The sequence below is a fragment of the Mycobacterium liflandii genome (assembly GCF_022354805.1).
GTDB lineage: Bacteria > Actinomycetota > Actinomycetes > Mycobacteriales > Mycobacteriaceae > Mycobacterium > Mycobacterium marinum.
Map to the genome: position 1 here is coordinate 4,538,532 of NZ_CP023138.1, position 20,301 is coordinate 4,558,832.

General features: G+C 64.5%; 16 protein-coding genes and 3 pseudogenes. 13 read left to right on the forward strand and 6 right to left on the reverse strand.

Annotation, left to right across the window (positions count from 1 at the left end; translation table 11 throughout):
• Positions 1-123 precede the first annotated feature (123 nt).
• Both CKW46_RS20210 and CKW46_RS20215 read left to right on the forward strand, forming a co-directional pair.
• Positions 124-951 carry a helix-turn-helix domain-containing protein gene (locus tag CKW46_RS20210; protein WP_117437777.1) on the forward strand — a complete coding sequence of 276 codons (828 nt, stop codon included), beginning with the start codon at positions 124-126 and terminating at the stop codon, positions 949-951.
• Between the two features lie 166 nt (positions 952-1,117).
• A complete protein-coding gene (locus CKW46_RS20215) occupies positions 1,118-1,624 on the forward strand; it encodes a hypothetical protein (protein ID WP_015356356.1) in 507 nt (168 codons plus the stop codon).
• 36 nt (positions 1,625-1,660) lie between these two features.
• Here CKW46_RS20215 and CKW46_RS20220 read toward each other — a convergent pair whose 3' ends face one another.
• Entirely contained in the window at positions 1,661-2,479 is an 819-nt protein-coding gene (locus CKW46_RS20220; protein WP_015356357.1) for an SDR family NAD(P)-dependent oxidoreductase, read from the reverse strand.
• 70 nt (positions 2,480-2,549) lie between these two features.
• Here CKW46_RS20220 and CKW46_RS20225 point away from each other — a divergent pair, with 70 nt between their 5' ends.
• Genes CKW46_RS20225 through CKW46_RS20235 form a run of 3 tightly spaced genes read left to right on the forward strand, consistent with a single transcriptional unit; the run spans position 2,550 to position 5,529 of the window.
• Positions 2,550-3,326, forward strand: a complete 777-nt coding sequence (locus CKW46_RS20225; RefSeq protein WP_117437765.1) for a crotonase/enoyl-CoA hydratase family protein — start codon at positions 2,550-2,552, stop codon at positions 3,324-3,326.
• Positions 3,326-4,504, forward strand: a complete 1,179-nt coding sequence (locus CKW46_RS20230) for an acyl-CoA dehydrogenase family protein (RefSeq protein ID WP_482053450.1) — start codon at positions 3,326-3,328, stop codon at positions 4,502-4,504. The genes CKW46_RS20225 and CKW46_RS20230 overlap by 1 nt, the downstream gene beginning before the upstream one ends.
• On the forward strand, positions 4,501-5,529 hold the full coding sequence (locus CKW46_RS20235) for an acyl-CoA dehydrogenase family protein (protein WP_117437766.1): 1,029 nt from the start codon (positions 4,501-4,503) through the stop codon (positions 5,527-5,529). The genes CKW46_RS20230 and CKW46_RS20235 overlap by 4 nt, the downstream gene beginning before the upstream one ends.
• A gap of 13 nt (positions 5,530-5,542) precedes the next feature.
• Here the strand turns inward: CKW46_RS20235 and CKW46_RS20240 are convergent, their stop codons facing one another.
• The 3 genes and pseudogenes from CKW46_RS20240 to glgX form a co-directional block, all read right to left on the reverse strand.
• The gene (locus CKW46_RS20240) at positions 5,543-6,358 is read right to left on the reverse strand and encodes an SDR family NAD(P)-dependent oxidoreductase (RefSeq protein ID WP_015356361.1); all 816 of its coding nucleotides are present in this window, start codon (positions 6,356-6,358) and stop codon (positions 5,543-5,545) included.
• A 50-nt stretch (positions 6,359-6,408) separates the two neighbouring features.
• Positions 6,409-7,185 (reverse strand): SDR family oxidoreductase, encoded by a 777-nt coding sequence (locus CKW46_RS20245; protein ID WP_015356362.1) that lies wholly within the window; start codon positions 7,183-7,185, stop codon positions 6,409-6,411.
• A gap of 187 nt (positions 7,186-7,372) precedes the next feature.
• Positions 7,373-9,517 (reverse strand): annotated as a pseudogene (glgX, locus tag CKW46_RS20250) (glycogen debranching protein GlgX).
• Between the two features lie 209 nt (positions 9,518-9,726).
• Here glgX and CKW46_RS20255 point away from each other — a divergent pair.
• The 5 genes from CKW46_RS20255 to CKW46_RS20275 all read left to right on the forward strand — a co-directional run bounded on the left by CKW46_RS20255 (position 9,727) and on the right by CKW46_RS20275 (position 13,247).
• Positions 9,727-10,947 (forward strand): alkane 1-monooxygenase, encoded by a 1,221-nt coding sequence (locus CKW46_RS20255; RefSeq protein ID WP_015356363.1) that lies wholly within the window; start codon positions 9,727-9,729, stop codon positions 10,945-10,947.
• Positions 10,947-11,114 (forward strand): rubredoxin, encoded by a 168-nt coding sequence (locus tag CKW46_RS20260; RefSeq protein ID WP_015356364.1) that lies wholly within the window; start codon positions 10,947-10,949, stop codon positions 11,112-11,114. The genes CKW46_RS20255 and CKW46_RS20260 overlap by 1 nt, the downstream gene beginning before the upstream one ends.
• A 1-nt stretch (position 11,115) precedes the next feature.
• Entirely contained in the window at positions 11,116-11,301 is a 186-nt protein-coding gene (locus CKW46_RS20265) for a rubredoxin (RefSeq protein WP_117437769.1), read from the forward strand.
• A gap of 219 nt (positions 11,302-11,520) precedes the next feature.
• Positions 11,521-12,159, forward strand: a complete 639-nt coding sequence (locus CKW46_RS20270) for a TetR/AcrR family transcriptional regulator (RefSeq protein ID WP_015356366.1) — start codon at positions 11,521-11,523, stop codon at positions 12,157-12,159.
• 116 nt (positions 12,160-12,275) lie between these two features.
• On the forward strand, positions 12,276-13,247 hold the full coding sequence (locus tag CKW46_RS20275; RefSeq protein WP_117437771.1) for an aldo/keto reductase: 972 nt from the start codon (positions 12,276-12,278) through the stop codon (positions 13,245-13,247).
• Here the strand turns inward: CKW46_RS20275 and htpG are convergent, their stop codons facing one another.
• A complete protein-coding gene (gene htpG, locus CKW46_RS20280; RefSeq protein WP_117437772.1) occupies positions 13,248-15,194 on the reverse strand; it encodes a molecular chaperone HtpG in 1,947 nt (648 codons plus the stop codon).
• Positions 15,195-15,398: 204 nt separating this feature from the next.
• Here htpG and CKW46_RS20285 point away from each other — a divergent pair.
• The 3 genes and pseudogenes from CKW46_RS20285 to CKW46_RS20295 form a co-directional block, all read left to right on the forward strand.
• Positions 15,399-16,049: pseudogene (locus CKW46_RS20285) on the forward strand (adenylate/guanylate cyclase domain-containing protein); the annotation flags it as partial.
• A gap of 144 nt (positions 16,050-16,193) precedes the next feature.
• A pseudogene (locus CKW46_RS20290) lies at positions 16,194-17,396 on the forward strand (ISAs1-like element IS2404/ISMul1 family transposase).
• 95 nt (positions 17,397-17,491) lie between these two features.
• Complete coding sequence (locus CKW46_RS20295) at positions 17,492-19,408, forward strand: ATP-binding protein (protein WP_482052318.1); 1,917 nt, start codon at positions 17,492-17,494, stop codon at positions 19,406-19,408.
• A 27-nt stretch (positions 19,409-19,435) separates the two neighbouring features.
• Here the strand turns inward: CKW46_RS20295 and CKW46_RS20300 are convergent, their stop codons facing one another.
• Positions 19,436-20,218 (reverse strand): MBL fold metallo-hydrolase, encoded by a 783-nt coding sequence (locus CKW46_RS20300; protein ID WP_015356370.1) that lies wholly within the window; start codon positions 20,216-20,218, stop codon positions 19,436-19,438.
• Between the last annotated feature and the right edge of the window lie 83 nt (positions 20,219-20,301).

The window sequence follows — 20,301 nt, forward strand, 5'->3', positions numbered from 1 at the left end:
CTCACCACCGGCCCTTGCGTCTGTCGAAATATCGACATACCGTTCGATATTTTGACGGACACCGTAGACCCAGCCTCAGTTTCCAGTCAAGGCTCGTCCCCGCCCACCGAGCGGGTCATCGCGGTGCTGGAACTGCTCGGCCATAATTCGGCCAAGCAGTTCTCGCTGGCCGAAATCTGCCGCGGCCTCGGCATCAGCCGCGCCACCGGTCACGCCATCCTGACCACGCTGGCCGCGCGGGAGTGGGTGATCAGGGATCCCGAAACGTTTCGCTACAGCTGGGGGCCGGCCATCGCCGGATTGGACACGCCGACCACCGCACAGTTACACCGAGGCGATCTGCAAGAGCTGGCCGCCGCCACCGGCACCCAAGTGATGCTGGCCCGCCGGGAAGACGCCACGCTGGTTGTCATCGACACCGTCGGCGAGTGCCCGCGCGGACCGCGGATCTCGCGGGGTATGCGCACACCGTTCGTGGCTCCGATCGGACGAGACTATGTCGCCTGGTGGAGCCCGGATGCCCAGCAAGACTGGCTGCGGGCATTCGGGGCGCCAAACCCCCGGTTTCTGCAGCGAATGACATTAGTAATCAACCAGATTCAACGGCGCGGCTTCGTCGTCGAACGACTCACCCGGCAGTACGTTCGGGTCTACACGGCGTTGCGCGCGCTCAGCGCCGACGGCGAGGTCGATGAGATCACCACCCAATTGGCCCGCGCTTATGCCGACCTGGCCATCATCGACGTCTTGGATGAGGAGCTGACCAGCGGCGCCACCCACAGTGTCGCCACGATCTCGGCGCCGATCCGCGGGCCCGACGGTTCGGCCACCATGACCGTGATGGCCACGGTATTTGCCAACCTCGACGGCGCCGGCATTCGCAAGCTCGGCGAAAGACTGCGCCGCAGCGCACACGCCAACGAGCAACGCAGCGCGCGCTCTAGCGCGTGACCTGGCACGCACCAGACGACGTCGTCGGTCCGCTAATTCGCCGATGCCCAGATGACGCCCAGATTCTGTCGTCGCCAATTGGCTGTTTTGGCCGCCGGCCGGAGTTTGCAGGCGACATAATCTCCCGAGGAGTGGTCCGACGAGTCGCGGCGCGGAGAGGGCAGTCATGTCAAAGGCATTCCGGTTGCCGGTCATCATCCTGGCCGGTTGCGCGGTCATCGCCGGATGCGCATCCGGGCGGCCCGCACCACCGGCAGCATCTGCTCCGAGTTCGTCGACATCGGCCGTCAACCCGGCCACCCCGATGACGACGCGCACCGGCGCGAGCCCAACCACCACCGCACCGTGCGTCGGACTGTCGATATGCCCGCCCCCACCACCGGACACCGAGGGAAACCCGGCCTGCTTCTATTCCGACGGTTGGCAGCCCACTTCGTCCGGATCGGGTATCGAAGTGTGGTATTTCCATGAGCCGCAAGACATGTCGAAGTCCGGCAAGGTGACCGCGGTGGTGCGCAAGAAGGACGGCAGCAACGAGTCCCAAGAGGCCGTCATCGAAGCCGGCCAACAAGTGCATCGTTTCGAGTTTCCGACCGTCGACCAGTCCGCCGTCGACGAAGTGTTCCTCGACACCGGCAATAGCCGCTGCTTCGTCACCGGAGGAAGCAGTTGATCCGCGCACACCGGGCCACCAGATCGGCGGCATCGGTCATGCGCGATCCCCTTTGGGAGGTGGCGGGGGCGAACCGATGAGCGCCTGCATGGCCCGGTGCGCGCGCAGGACGATCGCCGCCCGGTCCGCTCCGCTGCCGCGGTGCACGTGTGCGGCGTTGTCACCGGCGATGACAACCGGACCGTTGGCCAGGTTGTCCAGACCCTCACGGGCTACGTCGGCCGGATCGGAAACCAAGATTCCCGGCGCATCGAAGTTCAGCCCGGCCCGCTGCATCGACGGCGTGCGGGTCACCCCCAGCACGAGTTCAAGCACATCCACCCCGGCTTCGCGCAGCTCTAGCCAGAGGCTTTCGGCGAACAGCCGGCTGAACGCCTTGGCACCGGCGTATGCCGACTGCCGCATCGCTCCGTAGGTGGCCGCCGTCGAACCGACCAGCAAGATGCCGCCGCGGCGGCGCGCCCGCATCGGCCGCCCGAAGTGGTGCACGAGTTCGAGCATCCGCGTCACGTTGAGGTCGATCACCCGACCCAGTTCGGTTAGCTCGGCATCGAGGAACTGTTCCCGGCAGGTGTTGGCGCCCGCGTTGTAGATCAACAAGCCGACCTCGAGGTCGGCCGTCTCGGAGCAGATCAGCGCAACCGCCTCGGGATCAACGAGATCCACGGCAATCGTGCGCACGTGCACGCCGGTCTCCCGGCAGCGTCGCGCCGTATCGGCCAGCGGCCCGGATGCGCGCGCGATCAGCACCAGATTCAGCCCGCCGCCAGCCAGCTGCCGGGCGAACTCGGCGCCTACCCCCTCCGAACCGCCGGCGATCACCACCCACGGACCGTATTTGGTCATGTCGGTCATGGTTGAACAGCGTGGCACTGGCAGCGCCCGCCCGGTCCACGTGGGGGACCAACTCCTTACAGTTGCCCTCATGAACACCGCCTTGGACATCACCACCAACGGACCGATCCGGACCTGGACGATCAACCTGCCCGATGTGGGCAACGCGATCACCGGAAGGGACTTCATCGCGGCATTCGAGGCCGCGGTCGACGACGCGAACATCGACACCAGCGTCCGCGCGGTCATTCTCACCGGGGCCGGCAAGATCTTTTCGGGGGGCGGCAACGTCAAGGAAATGGCCAACCGCGACGGGATGTTCGGCTTGGACGCGCTCGAACAGCGGCAGGCTTACACCGACGGAATCCAGCGCATTCCGCGCGCACTGGCCCGTCTCGAAGTCCCGCTCATCGGTGCGATCAACGGCGCGGCCATCGGCGCGGGCTGCGACCTGGCGATGATGTGTGACATCCGGATCGCATCGCAGCGAGCCTCGTTCGCGGAGAGCTTCGTCGCGCTCGGCATCATCCCCGGCGACGGCGGCACCTGGTTTCTGCAGCGTGCGATCGGCTACGAGCGCGCCGCGGAGATGACGCTGACCGGCGACCGCATCGATGCCGCAACGGCTCTCGAATGGGGCATGGTCAGCCGGGTGGTGCCCCACGACGATCTGCTGCCGCAGGCACAGGAGCTGGCCGAGCGGATCGTCAAGAACCCCGCGCACGCGTTGCGCATGGCCAAGCGACTGCTGCAAGAGTCCCGGTTCGGCTCGCTCGAGTCGACGCTGGGGATGGCCGCCGCCATGCAACCACTTGCCCATCGCGACCCCGAACACCAACAACGCATTGCGAAGTGGCGGACGCGCTGATGGCGCTGCCCCGGTTGGTGCCACCCGCGGGGGCCCTCGATTCCCCCCGGGCCGATGTCCTGCGCGGCGAGGTCCGCGCATTTCTTGCCGAGCAGTCCGCCGCCGGCGGGTTCACCCCCTCGGTTGATGCCTGGCTGTCGGCGTGGGATGAGGACTTCACCGCCGCGCTCGCCGACCGCGGCTGGTTGGGCATGACCGTGCCCGTCGAGTACGGCGGACACGGGCGCACGTTCCTGGAACGATTCGTCGTCACCGAAGAACTGCTGGCCGCCGGTGCACCCGTGGCCGCCCATTGGATAGCCGACCGTCAAATCGTGCCGGCACTGCTCAAGTACGGGACCGAACTGCAGAAGTCGCACTTCCTGCCTCGGATTGTGCGCGGTGAGTGCTTTTTCGGCATCGGCATGAGCGAGCCCGATTCCGGTTCCGATCTGGCCAGCGTGCGGACCCGGGCGGTACGCGGCGAGGGCGGTTGGCTGTTGTCGGGCACAAAGGTATGGACCTCGGGGGCACACCGCGCCCACGCGTTCATCGTGCTCGCGCGCACCGCGCCGGTGGACCCCGACCACAGGCATGCCGGGCTAAGTCAATTCATCGTCGACCTACGCGGGCCGGGGGTCCAGACCCGGCCGATCATCTCCATGAATGGCGCCCACCACTTCAACGAGGTGATCCTCGACAACGCCCATGTACCCGACGAGATGGTGTTCGGGGCAATCGGCAACGGCTGGACGCAGGTGACATCGGAACTCAGCTTCGAGCGCAGTGGACCAGAGCGCTTCCTGTCCACCTTCGTATTGCTGGCTGCTACCGCCGAAAACATGGCCGAGCAACGCTTTACCCGCGACCAGCAGCTCGGGCGACTGGTGGCGCGCATCGCCGGCCTGCACCAGATGTCCGCCGCGGTGGCTGGCGCACTTGAGCGCAACGATCCCGCCGACCTACCTGCGGCGGTGGTCAAGGTGCTGGGCAGCAGCACCGAGGGCCACATAGCCGAACTCGCCGACCTGGCCGACTCGACCGACCTGGCCGACTCGGGCGCCCCGCACCGCCCGCGCGATCCCGAGTTCGCCGCCCTGGTCACCGCGGCGCTGGACCAGCGGCCGGGCTTCACCCTGCGTGGCGGAACCAACGAAGTGCTGCGCGGTGTCATCGCGCGGGGATTGGGACTGCGATGAGCGCCACCGTGCACACCGTCGACCCCGCCCTGGTGAACATGATGGAGGCGGTCTTCGCCCAGTACCGCACGTCGCATCCCCCCACCGAGGCAAGCCGGCGCGATCCGGCGCTGTGGCAGCGACTCGAGCAGCTTGGCCTGGCCCGTCTCACCGGTGCGGAAGACAGCGGCGGCAACGGGGCCAGCTGGTATGAGGCGGCCGAGTTGCTAGCTGCAGCGGTACGCAACGCGGTGCGAATTCCGTTGGCCGAACATGATCTGTTGGCTTGCTGGTTGCTCGATGCCCATGACATGGGCGCCGACGCCGCGGTAAAAACGGTGTGTCTACTCGACGCCGATGGGGTCGCTACCGAGGTTCCATGGGCCTCTCACGCCGACCGCATCGTGGTGATCAGGCAATCGGCTGGCGAATACCGCCTTGCCGACGTAGATGCGCAGACACTCACTATCACTCCCGGCGCCAACATGATCGGCGAACCGCGTAACACGGTCCGTGCCGACCATCTCGACCTTCGGGGTGTGCCCACCACCGGAGCCGTGGTTTCAACGCTGAAGTTCAAGTCGGCACTGGTGCGGGCGATCCAGGTCTGCGCGGCGCTGGACCAGATTCTGCATCTGTCGGTTGAGCACGTGAGCTCACGCGTCCAGTTCGGCCGTCCGCTGGCCAAGTTCCAGGCGGTACAGAATCTAATCGCCGACATCGCCGCCGAGACCGCGCTGGCCAGGGCAGCGACCGAGGCCGCACTCACCAAGGCCGTCACCAGTCAATGGTCGGCGCAGAACTTGGACTTTCTTGTCGCGGTTGCCCGCTCGTGCGTGGGCCACGCCGTCTCGGTCGTGGTGCGCAACGCCCACCAGGTGCATGGCGCCATCGGCACCACCGAAGAGCACCGGCTGCACGAATTCACGCGCGCGGCATTGGCTTGGCGTTCGGAGTTCGGCTCGGTCCACTATTGGGACGAGCAGGTGACCAAGGCCGCACTGCACGCGGGCGGCTCCGGGTTGTGGGGTCTGATTACCGGGTAGCCGGGCCGGAGCGCTACCGCACCACAACGGTGCTCGGTGTTCGCGGTGCACCCAAGATGTGCCGGTGAGACGGCGGGTGGCGTCCGCCCTCGTCGGTGATGCCGTAGCGCTCGGCAAGCTCGGCGCCGATCACGGTTTGTCCGCTCAGCTCGCCCAGAGCGGGATCCCGATACAGCGCATCGATCAAATAGCCGGTGAATTCTGGGGTTTCGGCGTGCTCAGCGGTCTTGGCGAGCGTGCGCTGACCGTCTGGGTGTTGCCCGAATGCGCCTCGCAGCTTCTCGGTCAGCAGGATGCCCATCCAGATCGACACCGTTGCGACGCCGGTGTCATGAAAGTCCACCGCCATGTCGGCGGCCATCTTGTCGATACCGGCCTTCTGCGCCCCGTACGCCGGGCCGTGCATGTAACACACCGACCCCGGTGACGAGGTGAAGGCGATCAGGCCGCGGCCGCCGGCCACCAGAAGCGGTGCGGCATACCAGGATGCGACATAAGAGGACCGCAGACCGACATCGAGTACGTCGGCCAGCGCAAGCGGCTTCTCCCAGAACGGCTTGGGGTCGACCAAGTCATCGGAGATCGCCGCGGCATTGTTGACCAGCAGATCAAGGCGGCCCGATTCCTGCTGCACCCGCTCAAACAGCGCGGCGGTGGCCGTGTCATCGCGATGGTCGACCCGGACCGCGACTCCCCCGGGCGGCGCGTCGGCGACGCTGCGGCTCGTCGCATACACCCGCCAGCCCCGCGCGGCCAGAGCCGCCGCGATACCACGCCCGGCCCCACGGCTCGCCCCGGTCACCACCGCAACCAACGCCTCGTCACTCATCACGGTCCCGAATCTTCACTGAATCACGCACTGGAACAACATTTTTCAGTCTAGGACTGACCCGCATCCAGCACCCCGGCCGGAGCGGATGCGCCCCGGGCAATGACGACCGGTATCGAGGTAGCCGCGTCGGTGCGCAGGATCGTGTGCACGATGTTGACCAAGTCCTCGACCGGCATCAACTTGCCTGGCATGCAGCCACGCGCCAGCCAAAGCGGATAGGCCTTCATAGCTAGCTCTCTATCCCAGCCGATGTTCATGCCGGTCTGAGCATCACCCTCGCCGCCGGCGCACTCTCCGACGATGACGCAGGTGAACCCGATTTCCGGGTGTTCGGCTCGCCACGCCTCCACGAGTCGTTCCAGTGCCGCCTTGCTGACGCCGTAGGCACCCAGGCCAGGCCATGGGGGCGCGTGGCTGCCCGCGTCCGAGGAGAGATAGACCGCCTTGCCCGCGGCGGCCCTCAGGTGCGGCAACGCCGCCGCCGTCGCGAGCGACGCGCCTATGACGTTAGTGTCAAAGACCCGCCGCCAGGTGTCGGCGTCGGTTTCGGCCACCCGAACGAGGGGGCTGATGGCGGGGGCGTAGACGAGGTTGTCGATCCCCCCAAGCGCGTCGGCCGCCGCGGCGAGCGCCGATCGGCACGACGCTTCATCGGTAACGTCGCATTCGACGGCGACGGTCCCCGGCCCCGCTTCCTTGGCGGCGGCCTCCGTTCGCTCGCGCCGCCGGGCCAGAAGTGCGACATGATCGCCACGCCGCGCAAGTCCAACACCAATGCAGCGCCCCAGCCCGCTCGAGGCTCCGATCACCACGGTCTTTGACATAACCCGCCTTCACCAGCCGATGTCACTCCCCCCGGCGCCATGGCCTGGAAGGATGCCAGCGCGATTCCCTTCGATCCACGGCGCGCAAGGTCGCATCGACGCTGCGCGAAGAGCCCCGCGCAAGCCACAGCGTATCGACCGTACCCGGACCGCGTAAGGTGTTCGGTGGCCCGAAGATCGCCGACGTCTACTCGGTGGCCGCTTGCAGCACCACGCTGCTGCGCGCGTCAACGACGATCGTGGCCGCCGCCGGCAGAGCCCCGGCCGAAGTCGCTGTTGCGGCAGCGGTAGCGACCACAACCCGCCAACCGCTGCCGAACTCCACCGGCGGGAGGGTGAAGTCGATGGGCTCGAAGTGAGCGTTGAAACACAGGATGAACGAGTCATCGAGGACTCGGTGGCCACTCATGTCCCGGTCGGCGATGCCCTGACCATTGAGGAAAACGGCGATCGACTTGGCGAAACCGACCCCCCAGTCCTCGTCAGCCATCTCTGATCCATCCGCGGCGAACCAAGCGATGTCGGGCAGCCCCGCTTCGCCACGGCGACCGACCGGCTTTCCGTTGAAGAAGCGCCGCCTACGGAATAGCGGGTGGTTGGCACGTAGTGCGGACACCGCATGGGTGAACTCCAGCAGGCCGGTATCGACGTCGGACCAGTCGATCTAGGTGAGCACGCTGTCCTGGCAGTATCCGTTGTTGTTCCCGTATTGGGTACGCCCGAGCTCGTCACCGTGCGAAATCATCGGGACACCCTGCGACAGCATCAGAGTAGCGATGAGGTTGCGCTGCTGACGGGCCCGCAGCGCATTGATCGCGGGGTCATCGGTGGGCCCTTCCACACCGCAGTTCCACGAGCGGTTATGGCCCTCGCCGTCGTCGTTGTCCTCCCCGTTGGCCTCGTTGTGTTTGTCGTTGTAGGACACCAGGTCGCGCAGTGTGAACCCGTCATGGGCGGTGACGAAGTTGATCGAAGCAACCGGCCTTCGCCCGGTGTGCTCGTAGAGGTCGGCCGATCCGGACAATCGGTAGGCGAACTCATCGAGCGTGGCCGGCTCACCGCGCCAGAAGTCCCGAACGGTGTCGCGGTACTTGCCGTTCCACTCCGTCCACTGCGGCGGAAAGTTGCCCACCTGATAGCCGCCGGGGCCCACATCCCACGGCTCGGCGATGAGCTTGACCTGGCTGACGGTTGGATCCTGTTGCACGAGTTCGAAAAACGTCGCCAACCGATCGACCTCATAGAACTCGCGCCCCAGGGTAGCCGCCAGATCGAACCGGAAGCCATCAACATGCATCTCGGTGACCCAGTAGCGCAACGAATCCATGATCAGCTGCAGCGAGTGCGGATGGCTGACATTGAAGCTGTTGCCGGTTCCGGTGTGATCCACGTAGTAACGCATGTCATCATCGACCAGCCGGTAGTAGGCGGCGTTGTCGATACCACGCATAGAGAGCGTGGGCCCCAGATGGTTGCCCTCGGCGGTGTGGTTGTAGACGACATCGAGGATCACCTCGATGTTCGCCTCGTGCAGGGCGCGCACCATCGCCTTGAACTCCTGAACCTGGCCCCCTGGCAGCATGGCGCTGGAATATTTCGGGTCGGGCGCAAAGAACGAGATCGTGTTGTAGCCCCAGTAATTCGAGAGATTCTTGTCGGCCAACGTCGAGTCGTTGGCGAAACGGTGTACCGGCATCAGCTCGATCGCGGTGACACCGATGCTTTTGAGGTGGTCGATGATTGCCGGGTGCGCCACCGCGGCATAGGTGCCACGTAGCTGTTCGGGTATGTCCGGATGGGTCTGTGTCAGGCCTTTCACGTGTGCTTCGTAGATGACCGTGTCGGCGTAGTGGTGGTCGGGGGGCCGATCGTTTGCCCAGTCGAAATAGGGATTGATCACCACCGCTTTGGGCATGCTGGCCGCGGAGTCCTCGTCATTGCGGCTCTCGGGGTCACCGAAGGTATAGTCGAACAGCGACTGGTTCCAGGCGAATGTGCCTTCGATCGCCTTCGAATAAGGGTCCAGCAGCAGCTTGTTCGGATTGCACCGGTGCCCGGCGCGGGGATCGTGGGGACCGTGGATGCGGTATCCGTAACGCTGGCCGGGGTCGATGGCCGGCACATACGCGTGCCAGACGAACCCGTCAACCTCAGGCAGTTCGACCCGGCTCTCCGTGTCGTCCGCATCGAACAGACACAGCTCGATCCGCTCAGCGACTTCGCTGAAGATCGCGAAATTCGTACCCATACCGTCATACGTCGCGCCCAGCGGGTAGGCCCGGCCCGGCCAGACCTCACCGGTGGGTGTGGGAGCAACGGCGGTGCCAGCCATGGCGAACTTGATACCCGATCGGCGTCGCGGTCAAACGGCGCGACGGCCCGGTGGGCACCGCACGATCAGGCAGTTTGAACAAATCTAGAAATTTATCTATTGATTGTACAACTCCTCTGATATGTTCAAAACATGCCAGCGGTCGCCCCTCCGGTGCGCTGGCCGCACTACCTGGATCAGGGCAGTGACCACACTGAGAAAGGATCGTCATGACGTCCGTGGCGCAACCAAAGTCGGAAAATCCGGTCCAGCAATGGCGAGACCGGAAGCGATACCTGTGGCTGGTGGGATTGGTGCTGCCGACGGCATTGCCGGCAAGCCTCGCGCTGGCATGGGTGTTCGGCAAGCTCGGCTGGACCGCCGTCACTCCGGTGTTGTGGTGGATCGGACCGTTCCTGCTCTACCTGCTGCTACCGGCCCTGGATGTGTTCTTCGGCCCAGACGGCGAGAACCCTCCTGACGAAGTGATGGAGCGCCTGGAGAACGACAAGTACTACCGCTACTGCACCTACGCCTTCATTCCGCTGCAGATGGTCAGCCTCGTCTTGGCCTGCTACCTGTGGTCGGCCGACAACTTGAGCTGGCTGGGACTGGGCGCAGGACTGGGCCTGATCTCCAAGATCGGTCTCACCATGACCATCGGAGTCGTCGGCGGGGTGGGCATCAACACCGCCCACGAATTGGGACACAAACGCGAGAACCTGGAGCGGTGGCTGTCCAAGATCACCCTCGCCCAGACCCTGTATGGCCACTTCTACATCGAGCACAACCGCGGCCACCACGTCCGCGTCTCCACCCCGGAGGACCCGGCCAGCGCACGGTTCGGTGAAAGCTTCTGGATGTTCCTCCCGCGCAGCATGTTCGGCTCGCTCAAGTCCGCATGGGAGCTGGAAAAGAGCCGCATGCAACGCATCAACAAGCCCACCCTGAGCATGCGCAACGATGTGCTCAACGCCTGGATCATGTCGGTGGTTCTGTTCGGCGCGCTGACCGCCGTGTTCGGCTGGCAGGTGCTGCCATTCCTGATCATTCAGGGACTGTTCGGCGCATCACTGTTGGAGTCGGTCAACTACCTCGAACACTATGGGCTGCTGCGGCAGCGCACCGCTTCGGGGCGCTACGAACGCTGCGCACCCGTGCACAGCTGGAACTCCGACCACATCGTCACCAACATCTTCCTGTACCACCTGCAGCGGCACAGCGACCACCACGCCAATCCCCTACGCCGCTACCAGACGCTGCGCAGCATGGACGGCGCCCCCAACCTGCCCAGCGGCTATGCCACGTTGATCACGCTGACCTACTTCCCGCCGCTGTGGCGGAAGCTGATGGACCACCGCGTCATTGAGCACTACGACGGCGACATCACCAAGGTCAACATCGATCCGCGCAAGCGCGACAAGATCCTCGCCACCTACGGTGTCCGGTGATGGCCGCTTACCACTGCCCGGTGTGCGACTACGTCTACGATGAAGCTGTCGGTGCCCCGCGCGAGGGGTATCCGGCGGGCACCAGCTGGGCCGATGTCGATGAAACTTGGAACTGCCCAGACTGCGGCGTCCGGGAGAAGATCGACTTCCAGCTACAGGAGGCCTGACATGTCAACCGATTTCAAGCTGTATCGCTGCGTGCAGTGCGGGTTTGAGTATGACGAGGCACAAGGTTGGCCCGAAGACGGCATAGCCCCGGGAACACATTGGGACGACATTCCCGACGACTGGAGCTGCCCGGACTGCGGCGCCGCAAAGTCGGACTTCGAGATGATCGAAGTCAGCCGGACCTAGCACCATCAGCCCACCGGATATGGCCATGCGGACATGTATGGCCATATCCCCAGATAGCAACCTTCAGTAGCCATTTCGGTTGTCTCGGTTGTCACAACCGGCCCGCGAGGACCTACCGGAGTTAATTCGGGCGGGACCGTCGTCGTCGACATTCTCGCAAATGCACGGGCGGCGCCTACCCAAAACAACATTGTGGACCGAAAGTCGAAGGCACTATCAATGCGCACTAATCTCAGCTACATGGTCGACCCCGAGCATCGAACCCGCAATCCGTATCGCAGCACCGCTGCGAATCTGATGCATAACGGGGTTCTCGACGCGATGCACGGGTTGCTGCTGGTCAAGAAATGGTCGTCGATCACCATGGCCGATGTGGCTTCCGCCGCAGGCATCAGCAGGGGCACCCTCTACAACGAATTCCAGTCGCGCCGGGGCCTGGCGCGCCACTACGCCCTGCGCCTGACCGACAGCATCGTCACCGGAATGCAAGCGGCGATCAGCGAAAACCACGGCAACGGCTACAGCGCTATGCAGACCGTGTTCAGTGATTTCTTCCACCGCGTCGCCAACGACCCCCTAGCCCAGGTGCTGCGAACTGAAGACGCACCCAACGACATTCTGCGTTTGATCACCGTCGAGAGTCAGTTCCTGGTCGATCATGCCACCGAACAGCTGTCCCAGACCTTCCAGCACAGCTGGGTAAACGCCAACGAATACGACGCGGCGGTGATGGGCCAGGCGGTGGTACGGGCTGCCCTGAGCTACCTCGCCCTGCCCCCGAGTGATGCCGATGAGGCCGCCAAAGGGATGGCGCACCTGCTCGCGCCCTACATCGACTCAGTCAATAGGGCGCGCTGACGGCACTCGCCGTCGCCGCGAGCGTGCGTGTCTGCACGAAGACACGCCGTGCTGACCGGCATTCTGCGCACCCTCACCGCCCAGACGCAGGGAGACCGCTCAGTACCGTGTGAACCATAAAACACCTCGAGGTCGACGGAATCGGAAATGTCAGCCGGATCGGGCTGGGCACCTGGCAGTTCGGCTCACGCGAGTGGGGTTATGGGGACCGGTACGCCTCCGGCGCCGCCCGCGACATCGTCGCGCGCGCTCGTGCGCTGGGAGTCACCCTGTTCGACACCGCCGAGGTCTACGGACTGGGCAAGAGTGAGCGGATTCTCGGCGAGGCACTCGGCGACGAGCGCGCCGAAGTGGTCGTAGCCAGCAAGATCATGCCCGTGGCGCCGTTTCCGGCGGTGGTCAAGCAGCGCGAACGGGCCAGTGCCCGCAGGTTGCAGCTCGACCGCATCCCGCTATATCAGATCCACCAGCCCAACCCGGTGGTCCCCGATTCGGTGATCATACCGGGCATGCGCGAGCTCCTCGACACCGGCAGGATCGGAGCGGCCGGCGTCTCCAACTACTCGTTGGCGCGCTGGAAGAAAGCGGACGCCGCACTCGGGCGCCCCGTCGTCAGCAACCAGGTGCATTTCTCGCTGGCGCATCCCGGTCCGCTCGATGACCTGGTTCCCTTCGCCGAACGGGAGAACCGCATCATCATCGCCTACAGCCCACTGGCGCAGGGGCTGCTGGGCGGCAAATACGGTGTGGACAACCGGCCGGCCGGTGTTCGGGCCGTCAACCCACTGTTCGGCACGGAGAACCTGCGCCGGATCGAGCCGCTGCTGCAGACGCTTCGCGCCGTCGCCACTGACGTCGACGCAAAGCCCGACCAGGTGGCGCTGGCATGGTTGATCAGCCTGCCCGGCGTGGTCGCCATCCCGGGAGCGTCCAGCGTGGAGCAACTCGAGTTCAATGTTGCCGCAGCCGACATCGAACTCAGCGCGGACGCGCGTGCCGCACTAACCGAGGCGGCCAGGGCTTTTCACCCCGTGTCGGCCCGGCGATTCCTCACCGACACGGTCCGCGAGAAGCTGGGCCGGCGTTAGTTACAGCGTTCGCATCAGACGATCCGCCAACAGCTCGGCGAACCGGGCCGGATCGTCTGGCGCACCGCCTTCGGCAAGAAGCGCTGTGCCGTAGAGCAGCTCCGCGGTTTCACTGACCGCCTCCTTCTTGGCATCGTCGTCAGCGCTCGCCTGCGCCTGGCGCAGACCGATCACCAGCGGATGGGTGGGGTTGAGTTCCAGCGTTCTCTTGCCGACCGGAACGTCTTGCCCGGTGGCCCGGTAGATGCGGGCAAGCGCGGGAGTGATGCCGAACGTGTCGGTGATCAGGCAAGCCGGCGACTCGGTCAGGCGGGTGGACAACCGCACTTCCTTGACCTGTTCGCCCAACGTCTCCTTGAGCCAGCCCAGCAGGTCGGCGAACTCCTTCTGCTGCTCTTCGCGCTCGGCCTCGCTCCCTTCGCCGTCGGAGTCCAGGTCTACCTCGCCCTTGGCGACCGACTGCAGCGGCTTTCCATCGAACTCGTTGACCACTCCCACCCATACTTCGTCGACCGGTTCGGTGAGCAGCAGCACCTCATAGCCCTTGGCCCGGAAGGCCTCCAGGTGCGGCGACTTGAGGATCTGCTGTCGCGAATCCCCGGTCGCGAAGAAGATCTGCGTCTGGCCTTCCTTCATGCGCTCCACGTAGCCGGCCAGGGTGGTGGGTTCCTCTTCGCTGTGGGTCGAGGCGAAGGAGGAGATCTCCAACAGCGTCTCGCGGTTGTCGAAGTCGGCCAGCAGCCCTTCCTTGACGACCTTGCCGAACTGGGTCCAGAAGGTGCGGTAGTCCTCGGGCCGCTCGGACTGCAGATCCTTGATGGTGGACAGGACCTTCTTGGTCAGCCGTCGGCGAATCGCCTTGATCTGGCGATCCTGCTGCAGAATTTCGCGAGACACGTTCAGTGACATGTCCTGTGCGTCGACGACACCCTTGACAAAGCGCAGGTACTCGGGCATCAGCTGGTCGCAGTCGCCCATGATGAATACGCGCTTGACATACAGCTGAATACCGAAGACCGCATCCCGATTGAACAGGTCATGCTGGGCGTGCGAGGGAATGAAGAGCAGCGCCTGGTACTCGAAGGTACCTTCGGCCTTCATGGCGATGACCTCCATCGGGTCATCCCAGGCATGCGCGATGTGCTTGTAGAACTCGTTGTACTCGTCGGCGGAGACCTCGTCCTTGGGCCTGGCCCACAACGCCTTCATCGAGTTGAGCGTCTCGGTTTCGAGGACCACGGTCTCCTCGCCGGGCTCCTCACCCTCTTCGTGAGGGGCCGGGACGCGCTTCTCCACCTCCATGCGAATCGGCCAGGCGATGAAGTCTGAGTACTTCTTGATCAGATGCCGTAGCTTCCAATCCGCCGTGTAGTCATACAGCTCGTCCTCGGCGTCTTCGGGCTTGAGGTGCAATGTGACCGAGGTCCCCTGCGGAGCACCCTCGACGGATTCGATCGTGTAGGTGCCCTCTCCGCTGGACTCCCACTTGGTGGCCTCGCTCTCCCCGGCCTTGCGGGTGAGCAGTTCGACCTTGTCGGCGACCATGAACGATGAGTAGAACCCGATGCCGAATTGGCCGATCAGCTCCTCGGAGGCTGCGTCGTTCTTGGCCTCCCGCAGCTGCGCGCGCAGCTCGGCGGTGCCCGACTTGGCCAGGGTGCCGATCAGGTCCACGACCTCCGCCCGGGTCATTCCGATGCCGTTGTCGCGCACCGTCAGTGTCCGCGCGCCCTTGTCGGCCTCGATCTCGATGTGCAGGTCCGAGGTGTCGACTTCGAGGTCCTTGTTCCGGAAGGCCTCAATTCGCAGCTTGTCCAGCGCATCGGAGGCGTTGGAGATCAGCTCCCGCAGAAATGAGTCCTTGTTGGAGTAGACCGAGTGGATCATCAGATCCAGCAGCTGCCGGGCCTCCGCCTGAAACTCCAGCTGCTCGACACGCGCGTTCATGAGATTCCTTCCGACGACATGGCGTCTCGATTTTAGCGAGATGGTTGAAAACACACGTCACGGGGGTCACCGAGCGAGGCCGCTGAGGTCGGTGCAGCCCCTGCGCCCAGCCGAACACTTTGCGGCAATGTTCGAGGTAGAACCGCCTTCGGTGTGGCATTCTGCGTTAGTGGCCGCTGATCTGGGGGTCCACCTTCGGGGATCGTGACGTTCCTGTTCACCGATGTTGAGGGCTCCACCCGCCGGTGGGAGTCCGACCCCGATCGGATGCGGGCCGCCCTCGCGGCCCATGATGCGGTGCTCACACGGACGATCCAGATGCACCGGGGCTGGTTGTTCAAGCACACGGGCGACGGCGTCTGCGCCGCGTTCGCGTCGCCGAGATCCGCCGTCGATGCCGCCGTCGATGCACAGCGAGCACTCGAGTTGCCGGTGCGGATGGGGCTGGCGACCGGCGAAGCCGAGCCGCATGACGCGGACTACTTCGGTGCGGTGCTCAATCGCGCCGCGCGGGTGATGGCGACCGGCCACGGTGGCCAGATCCTGCTGACCGACTCAACAGCAAATCTGATCAGCGGAGTGGACTTGCTAGATCTCGGGTCACGCCGGTTGCGGGATCTGCCTGCCCCGGTGCGGGTGTTCCAGGTTCGGGGACCGGGCCTGCGCACCGATTTCCCCGCCTTGCGGGCACCGGATACAAGTCCTGGCAACCTGCGGCCCGCGCTGACCAGCTTCGTCGCTCGTGCGGCGGAGATCGGCCAGGTACAGACGGCGTTGCAGGTCCATCGGTTGGTGACGTTGACCGGGGTCGGTGGTGTCGGCAAGACTCGGCTGGCGCTGGAGGTCGCAACACGTGCAGGGCTCCGGCGTTGTTGATTAGCAGGCTTGTGAGCTGGGTTGATGATCTTTGGTGCCGCGCTATTGGGGCCGGAGTGTAGGCACGGGCTATCTGGAGAACGATCGAGTTGGTTACTGTTCGTCGTTGGTCTGGAGTTGCCCGTGCCTACCGTTTCAGTATTGCCTGTGTCGTCGGTTCCAGAGGTGTTCGACCGCTGGAGTCCTGGTGAGCGCAGCGAGCTCATCGGATCGGAGTTTCTCGATGTGTTGGCCTCGGTGCCAGACCCGAGGGACCCACGCGGTCGGAGGTATTCGCTGATGGCTTTGTTGGCGATCGCGGTTCTGGCCACTGCCGCGGGGATGCGCGGCTATGCTGGTTTTGCCACATGGGCGGCCACCGCTCCCGATGATGTGTTGGCCTAATTAGGGGTCCGGTTCCGGCGGCCCAGTGAGAAGACCTTCCGCGCTGTTTTGTCTCGGCTAGACCCCGCCGACCTCAACGCCAGGATGGGCAGTTACTTCACTGCACACGTGGCCAGCAGCGACCCCAGTGGATTGGTGCCGATCGCGTTGGACGGCAAGATGCTGCGTGGTGCTTTACGCGCCAAAGCGACAGCCACGCATCTCGTGTCGGTGTTCGCCCACCGTGCCCGATTGGTGCTCGGTCAACTCGCTGTCGCCGAGAAAAGCAATGAAATTCCCTGAGTACGTGCCCTGCTCACGCTGCTGCCGGGTAGCTTGCGGTGGCTGGTCACCGTGGATGCGATGCATACCCAGGTCGTCACCGCGAAGTTGATCTGCGCCACCTTGAAGTCGCACTACCTGATGATCGTCAAGTCCAACCAAGCCAAAATACTTGCGCGTATCACCGCGCTGCCCTGGGCCGAGGTGCCCGCAGCCGCTACCGACGACTCCCGCGGCCACGGCCGTGTCGAGACCCGCACCCTGCAAATCATCACCGCTGCACGAGGAATCGGCTTCCCCTACGCAAAACAAATCATCCGGATTACTCGTGAACGCTTGATCACCGCCACCGACCAGCGCAGCGTGGAGGTGGTCTATGCCATCTGCAGCCTGCCGTTCGAGCACGCCCGCCCTACCGCGATCATGACCTGGATGCGTCAACACTGGGGAATCGAGAACAGCCTGCACTGGATACGCGACGTCACCTTCGACGAAGACCGTCAAAGGGCACATACCGGAAACGGCGCACAGGTCCTAGCAACGCTACGCAACACCGCCATCAATCTGCACCGCCTCAACGGCGCCGACAACATCGCCGAAGCCTGCCGGATCACCGCTTTGACCGCCAACCGCCGCCTAGACCTCCTCAATCCACAATTCCCCAGCTCACAAGCCTGCTAATCAACAACGCCGGAGCCCTGGCAACACGTGTTGCTGATGAATTCCCGGATGGCGTTTGGCTTTTCGAACTGGCCGCCGTTTCCGATCCGGCCGCGGTGCCCGACGCGGTGGCCGCCGTGCTGGGGATTACCCAACAAGCGGGAAAGACCGTAACCCAGAGCGTGGCCACGGCGCTGGAAGGACGGGTCCGGCTCTTGGTGTTCGACAATTGCGAGCACCTGCGTGACGCGGCGGCCGACCTGATCGAAGCCATCCTCGCCGGTTCGACGACCGTGCGGATCCTGGCGACCAGTCGCGAGCGGCTGGAGGTGCCTGACGAGCAGCTGTGGTCGGTGCCGTCGCTGGATGTCGGTGGCGGCGTGGTGTCCGCTGCCGGCACCCTCTTCGGCGAACGCGCCCAAAGTGTTGCCCCCGGCTTCGCACCGACCGATGCCCAGGATGCGGCCGCGATCGCCGAAATCTGCCGGCGTCTTGACGGAATCCCGCTGGCCATCGAGCTGGCCGCCTCCCGCATGGCGTCGATGACCCCGATCGAGGTGCGTGATCGGCTCGATCACCGCTTCCGCTTGCTGGTCGGATCTCGGCGCGGCCTGGGACGTCACCAAACGCTGCGTCACGCCGTTGCGTGGTCTTACGACCATCTCAGCGACGCGGAAAAGGTTCTGCTAGAGCGTTGCTCGGTGTTCGCCGGTGGTTTCGATCTGCAAAGCGCCTGCGCGGTAGCCGGATCCGCCGATACTCACGACGACTACGAGGTGCTGGACTTGCTGGATGCGTTGGTGGGCAAGTCCCTGCTCATCGTCGACCGGCTTTCGGGGCGATCACGGTTTTCGATGCTGGAGACCATCCGCGAGTTCGCCGAGGAGCAACTGGTCACCCGCGGGCAGGCACTGGCCGCTCGAACGGCGCATGCCCGCCACTTCGCCCAGCGGTTGCCCGACGTGGCGGCGGTGTGGGACAGCCCCCGGCAACCTGAGGCCTACACGTGGCTCACCGCCGAACTCGCCAATCTGCGCCTGGCCTTTCGCTGGACCGCCGACAACAATGACCTCGACGATGCCGCGAGCATCGCCACCTGGGTGGGATTTCTCGGCTTTTTTGTGAACAGATTTGAGCCGCTGACGTGGGTCGAGGAAGCGATCGAACGAGCGGTCGATCATCCCAAGCTCGCGTTCCTGCACGTGCTGGCATCACAGTGCTATACGACGGGGCGCGTCCAAGAAGCCATCCGCTACGCCGATGAGGCCGCCCGGTTGCTGGCCACCGACCGCTACGAGGTGCCATTCGGCATCGAGGGGTGGCCATCCGGTGCGTATACCAGCAGCGGGCACCCTGAACAGTCGGTCGAGTTGTGCCGCACCCAGCTCGCGCTCGGTCACGACACGCACACACTCACCCTGGGATGTCTGGTGCTGGCCTTGACGATCAAGGGTCAATGCGACGAAGCCGAGCAGCTGGCCGATGCGCTGATCGAGTCCGCCGAAGCCACCCGCAACCCCGCGGCGCTGTGTTACGCCCTACTTGCCTATGGATTCACCTTCCGCGACACCAACCCCGCCAGCGCCCTTGCCGCCATGCGCCGTGGTTTGCGGATCGCCCAGGACACCGGTAACCGCAACAGCGAGACGCACCTAGCCGCCGTATTGTGCCGCGTCGAGGCCAAATATGGTGATCCATTGTCCGCGCTCGACCACTTCACATTGGCGATTCATAATCACCACGAGGCCGGAAACATCACCCTGATCAGCACACCGCTGGCCGTACTGGCAGCGTTCTTCGATCGGCTTGGCCGCTACGAGGCGGCTGCCACCATCGCAGGTTTCGCATTTCACCCCATTACCGAGGCGTCGTTCCCGGAGCTCAGAACAACCATCTCGCACCTGCGCGATGCACTTGGAGACCACGCCTATGAATCGTTCTCCCAGAGCGGTGCCGCCATGACCACCGCCGCCATGGCGACCTATGCGTATCACCAAATCGACCACGCCAGAACGGAACTCCAAGCACGGTGAGTGGGGCGCCCAGGCAAAGAAGGTCGGCTATGACAGGTCTTTGGCGACTGCATAGAGGCTGGGATCATGAGCACAGATGATCAGCAGCCCCGGATCTTGGCGGCGCTGCAGCTCGGCTAGACGCGCCTGATTGTCACGCAGTTGCCTGCGGTCAAAGGAGAATAGCTCTTCCTGGCTTCGCAGAACGAACGGCACTTTGGACTGTCCGTCCAATGTTCCGACGTGATAGAAGGCGTCGCCGCAATGCAGGATCCAACGGTCGCCAGCGTCGACGGCAACCGCGGCATGGCCACGGGTGTGACCGGGCATCGGCACCAGGACCACACCGTCAGCAATGGCGTCAAGGGTTTTGGCCGCGGCGAATCCACGCCAGGATTCGCCGTCGTGACCATGCTCCACCAGTTTGGGGCCGTGCGCCCATTGCACGCTTCGATACCGCACGCGCTCACGAAACGATGGGGCGTGGATGGCGCCGCGCGCCTCGGCGGAGGTGACGTGGACCTGAGCGTCCGGGAAGTCGGCCAGCCCGCCGATGTGGTCGAAGTCGAAGTGGGTCAGCACGATATGGCGAACGTCGGACGGCCGGTAGCCAAGGCGCTCGATCTGGTGCACCGCAGTTTCGTTCTGCAGCAAGGCAGGCCGAAGGAAGTGACGAAACGCGCCCAGCCGGCGCGGATCAAGACAGTCTTGTACCCCAAAGCCGGTGTCGACCAGGACCAGCCCGTTGCCGGCCTCGACGAGCAGGACGTGGCACAACAGTGCTGCGCCGGGTGAATTCATGGTGCCGCAGTTGAGGTGGTGGACCTTCACCGGCGGGCTCCTTCCGATTCCGGTATGACACCGATGCAGCTACAAGAACTCAGCCTAGTTAACAAGGGCCGGACCGGGGCCGG

Coding starts and splice junctions, on each gene's coding strand:
- CKW46_RS20235 (WP_117437766.1), top strand. CDS start 4,501: ATGAGCGCCACCGTGCACACCGTCGACCCCGCCCTGGTGAACATGATG.
- htpG (WP_117437772.1), bottom strand. CDS start 15,194: ATGAACGCGCGTGTCGAGCAGCTGGAGTTTCAGGCGGAGGCCCGGCAG.
- CKW46_RS20230 (WP_482053450.1), top strand. CDS start 3,326: ATGGCGCTGCCCCGGTTGGTGCCACCCGCGGGGGCCCTCGATTCCCCC.
- CKW46_RS20225 (WP_117437765.1), top strand. CDS start 2,550: ATGAACACCGCCTTGGACATCACCACCAACGGACCGATCCGGACCTGG.
- CKW46_RS20255 (WP_015356363.1), top strand. CDS start 9,727: ATGACGTCCGTGGCGCAACCAAAGTCGGAAAATCCGGTCCAGCAATGG.
- CKW46_RS20240 (WP_015356361.1), bottom strand. CDS start 6,358: ATGAGTGACGAGGCGTTGGTTGCGGTGGTGACCGGGGCGAGCCGTGGG.
- CKW46_RS20245 (WP_015356362.1), bottom strand. CDS start 7,185: ATGTCAAAGACCGTGGTGATCGGAGCCTCGAGCGGGCTGGGGCGCTGC.
- CKW46_RS20265 (WP_117437769.1), top strand. CDS start 11,116: ATGTCAACCGATTTCAAGCTGTATCGCTGCGTGCAGTGCGGGTTTGAG.
- CKW46_RS20260 (WP_015356364.1), top strand. CDS start 10,947: ATGGCCGCTTACCACTGCCCGGTGTGCGACTACGTCTACGATGAAGCT.
- CKW46_RS20220 (WP_015356357.1), bottom strand. CDS start 2,479: ATGACCGACATGACCAAATACGGTCCGTGGGTGGTGATCGCCGGCGGT.
- CKW46_RS20270 (WP_015356366.1), top strand. CDS start 11,521: ATGCGCACTAATCTCAGCTACATGGTCGACCCCGAGCATCGAACCCGC.
- CKW46_RS20215 (WP_015356356.1), top strand. CDS start 1,118: ATGTCAAAGGCATTCCGGTTGCCGGTCATCATCCTGGCCGGTTGCGCG.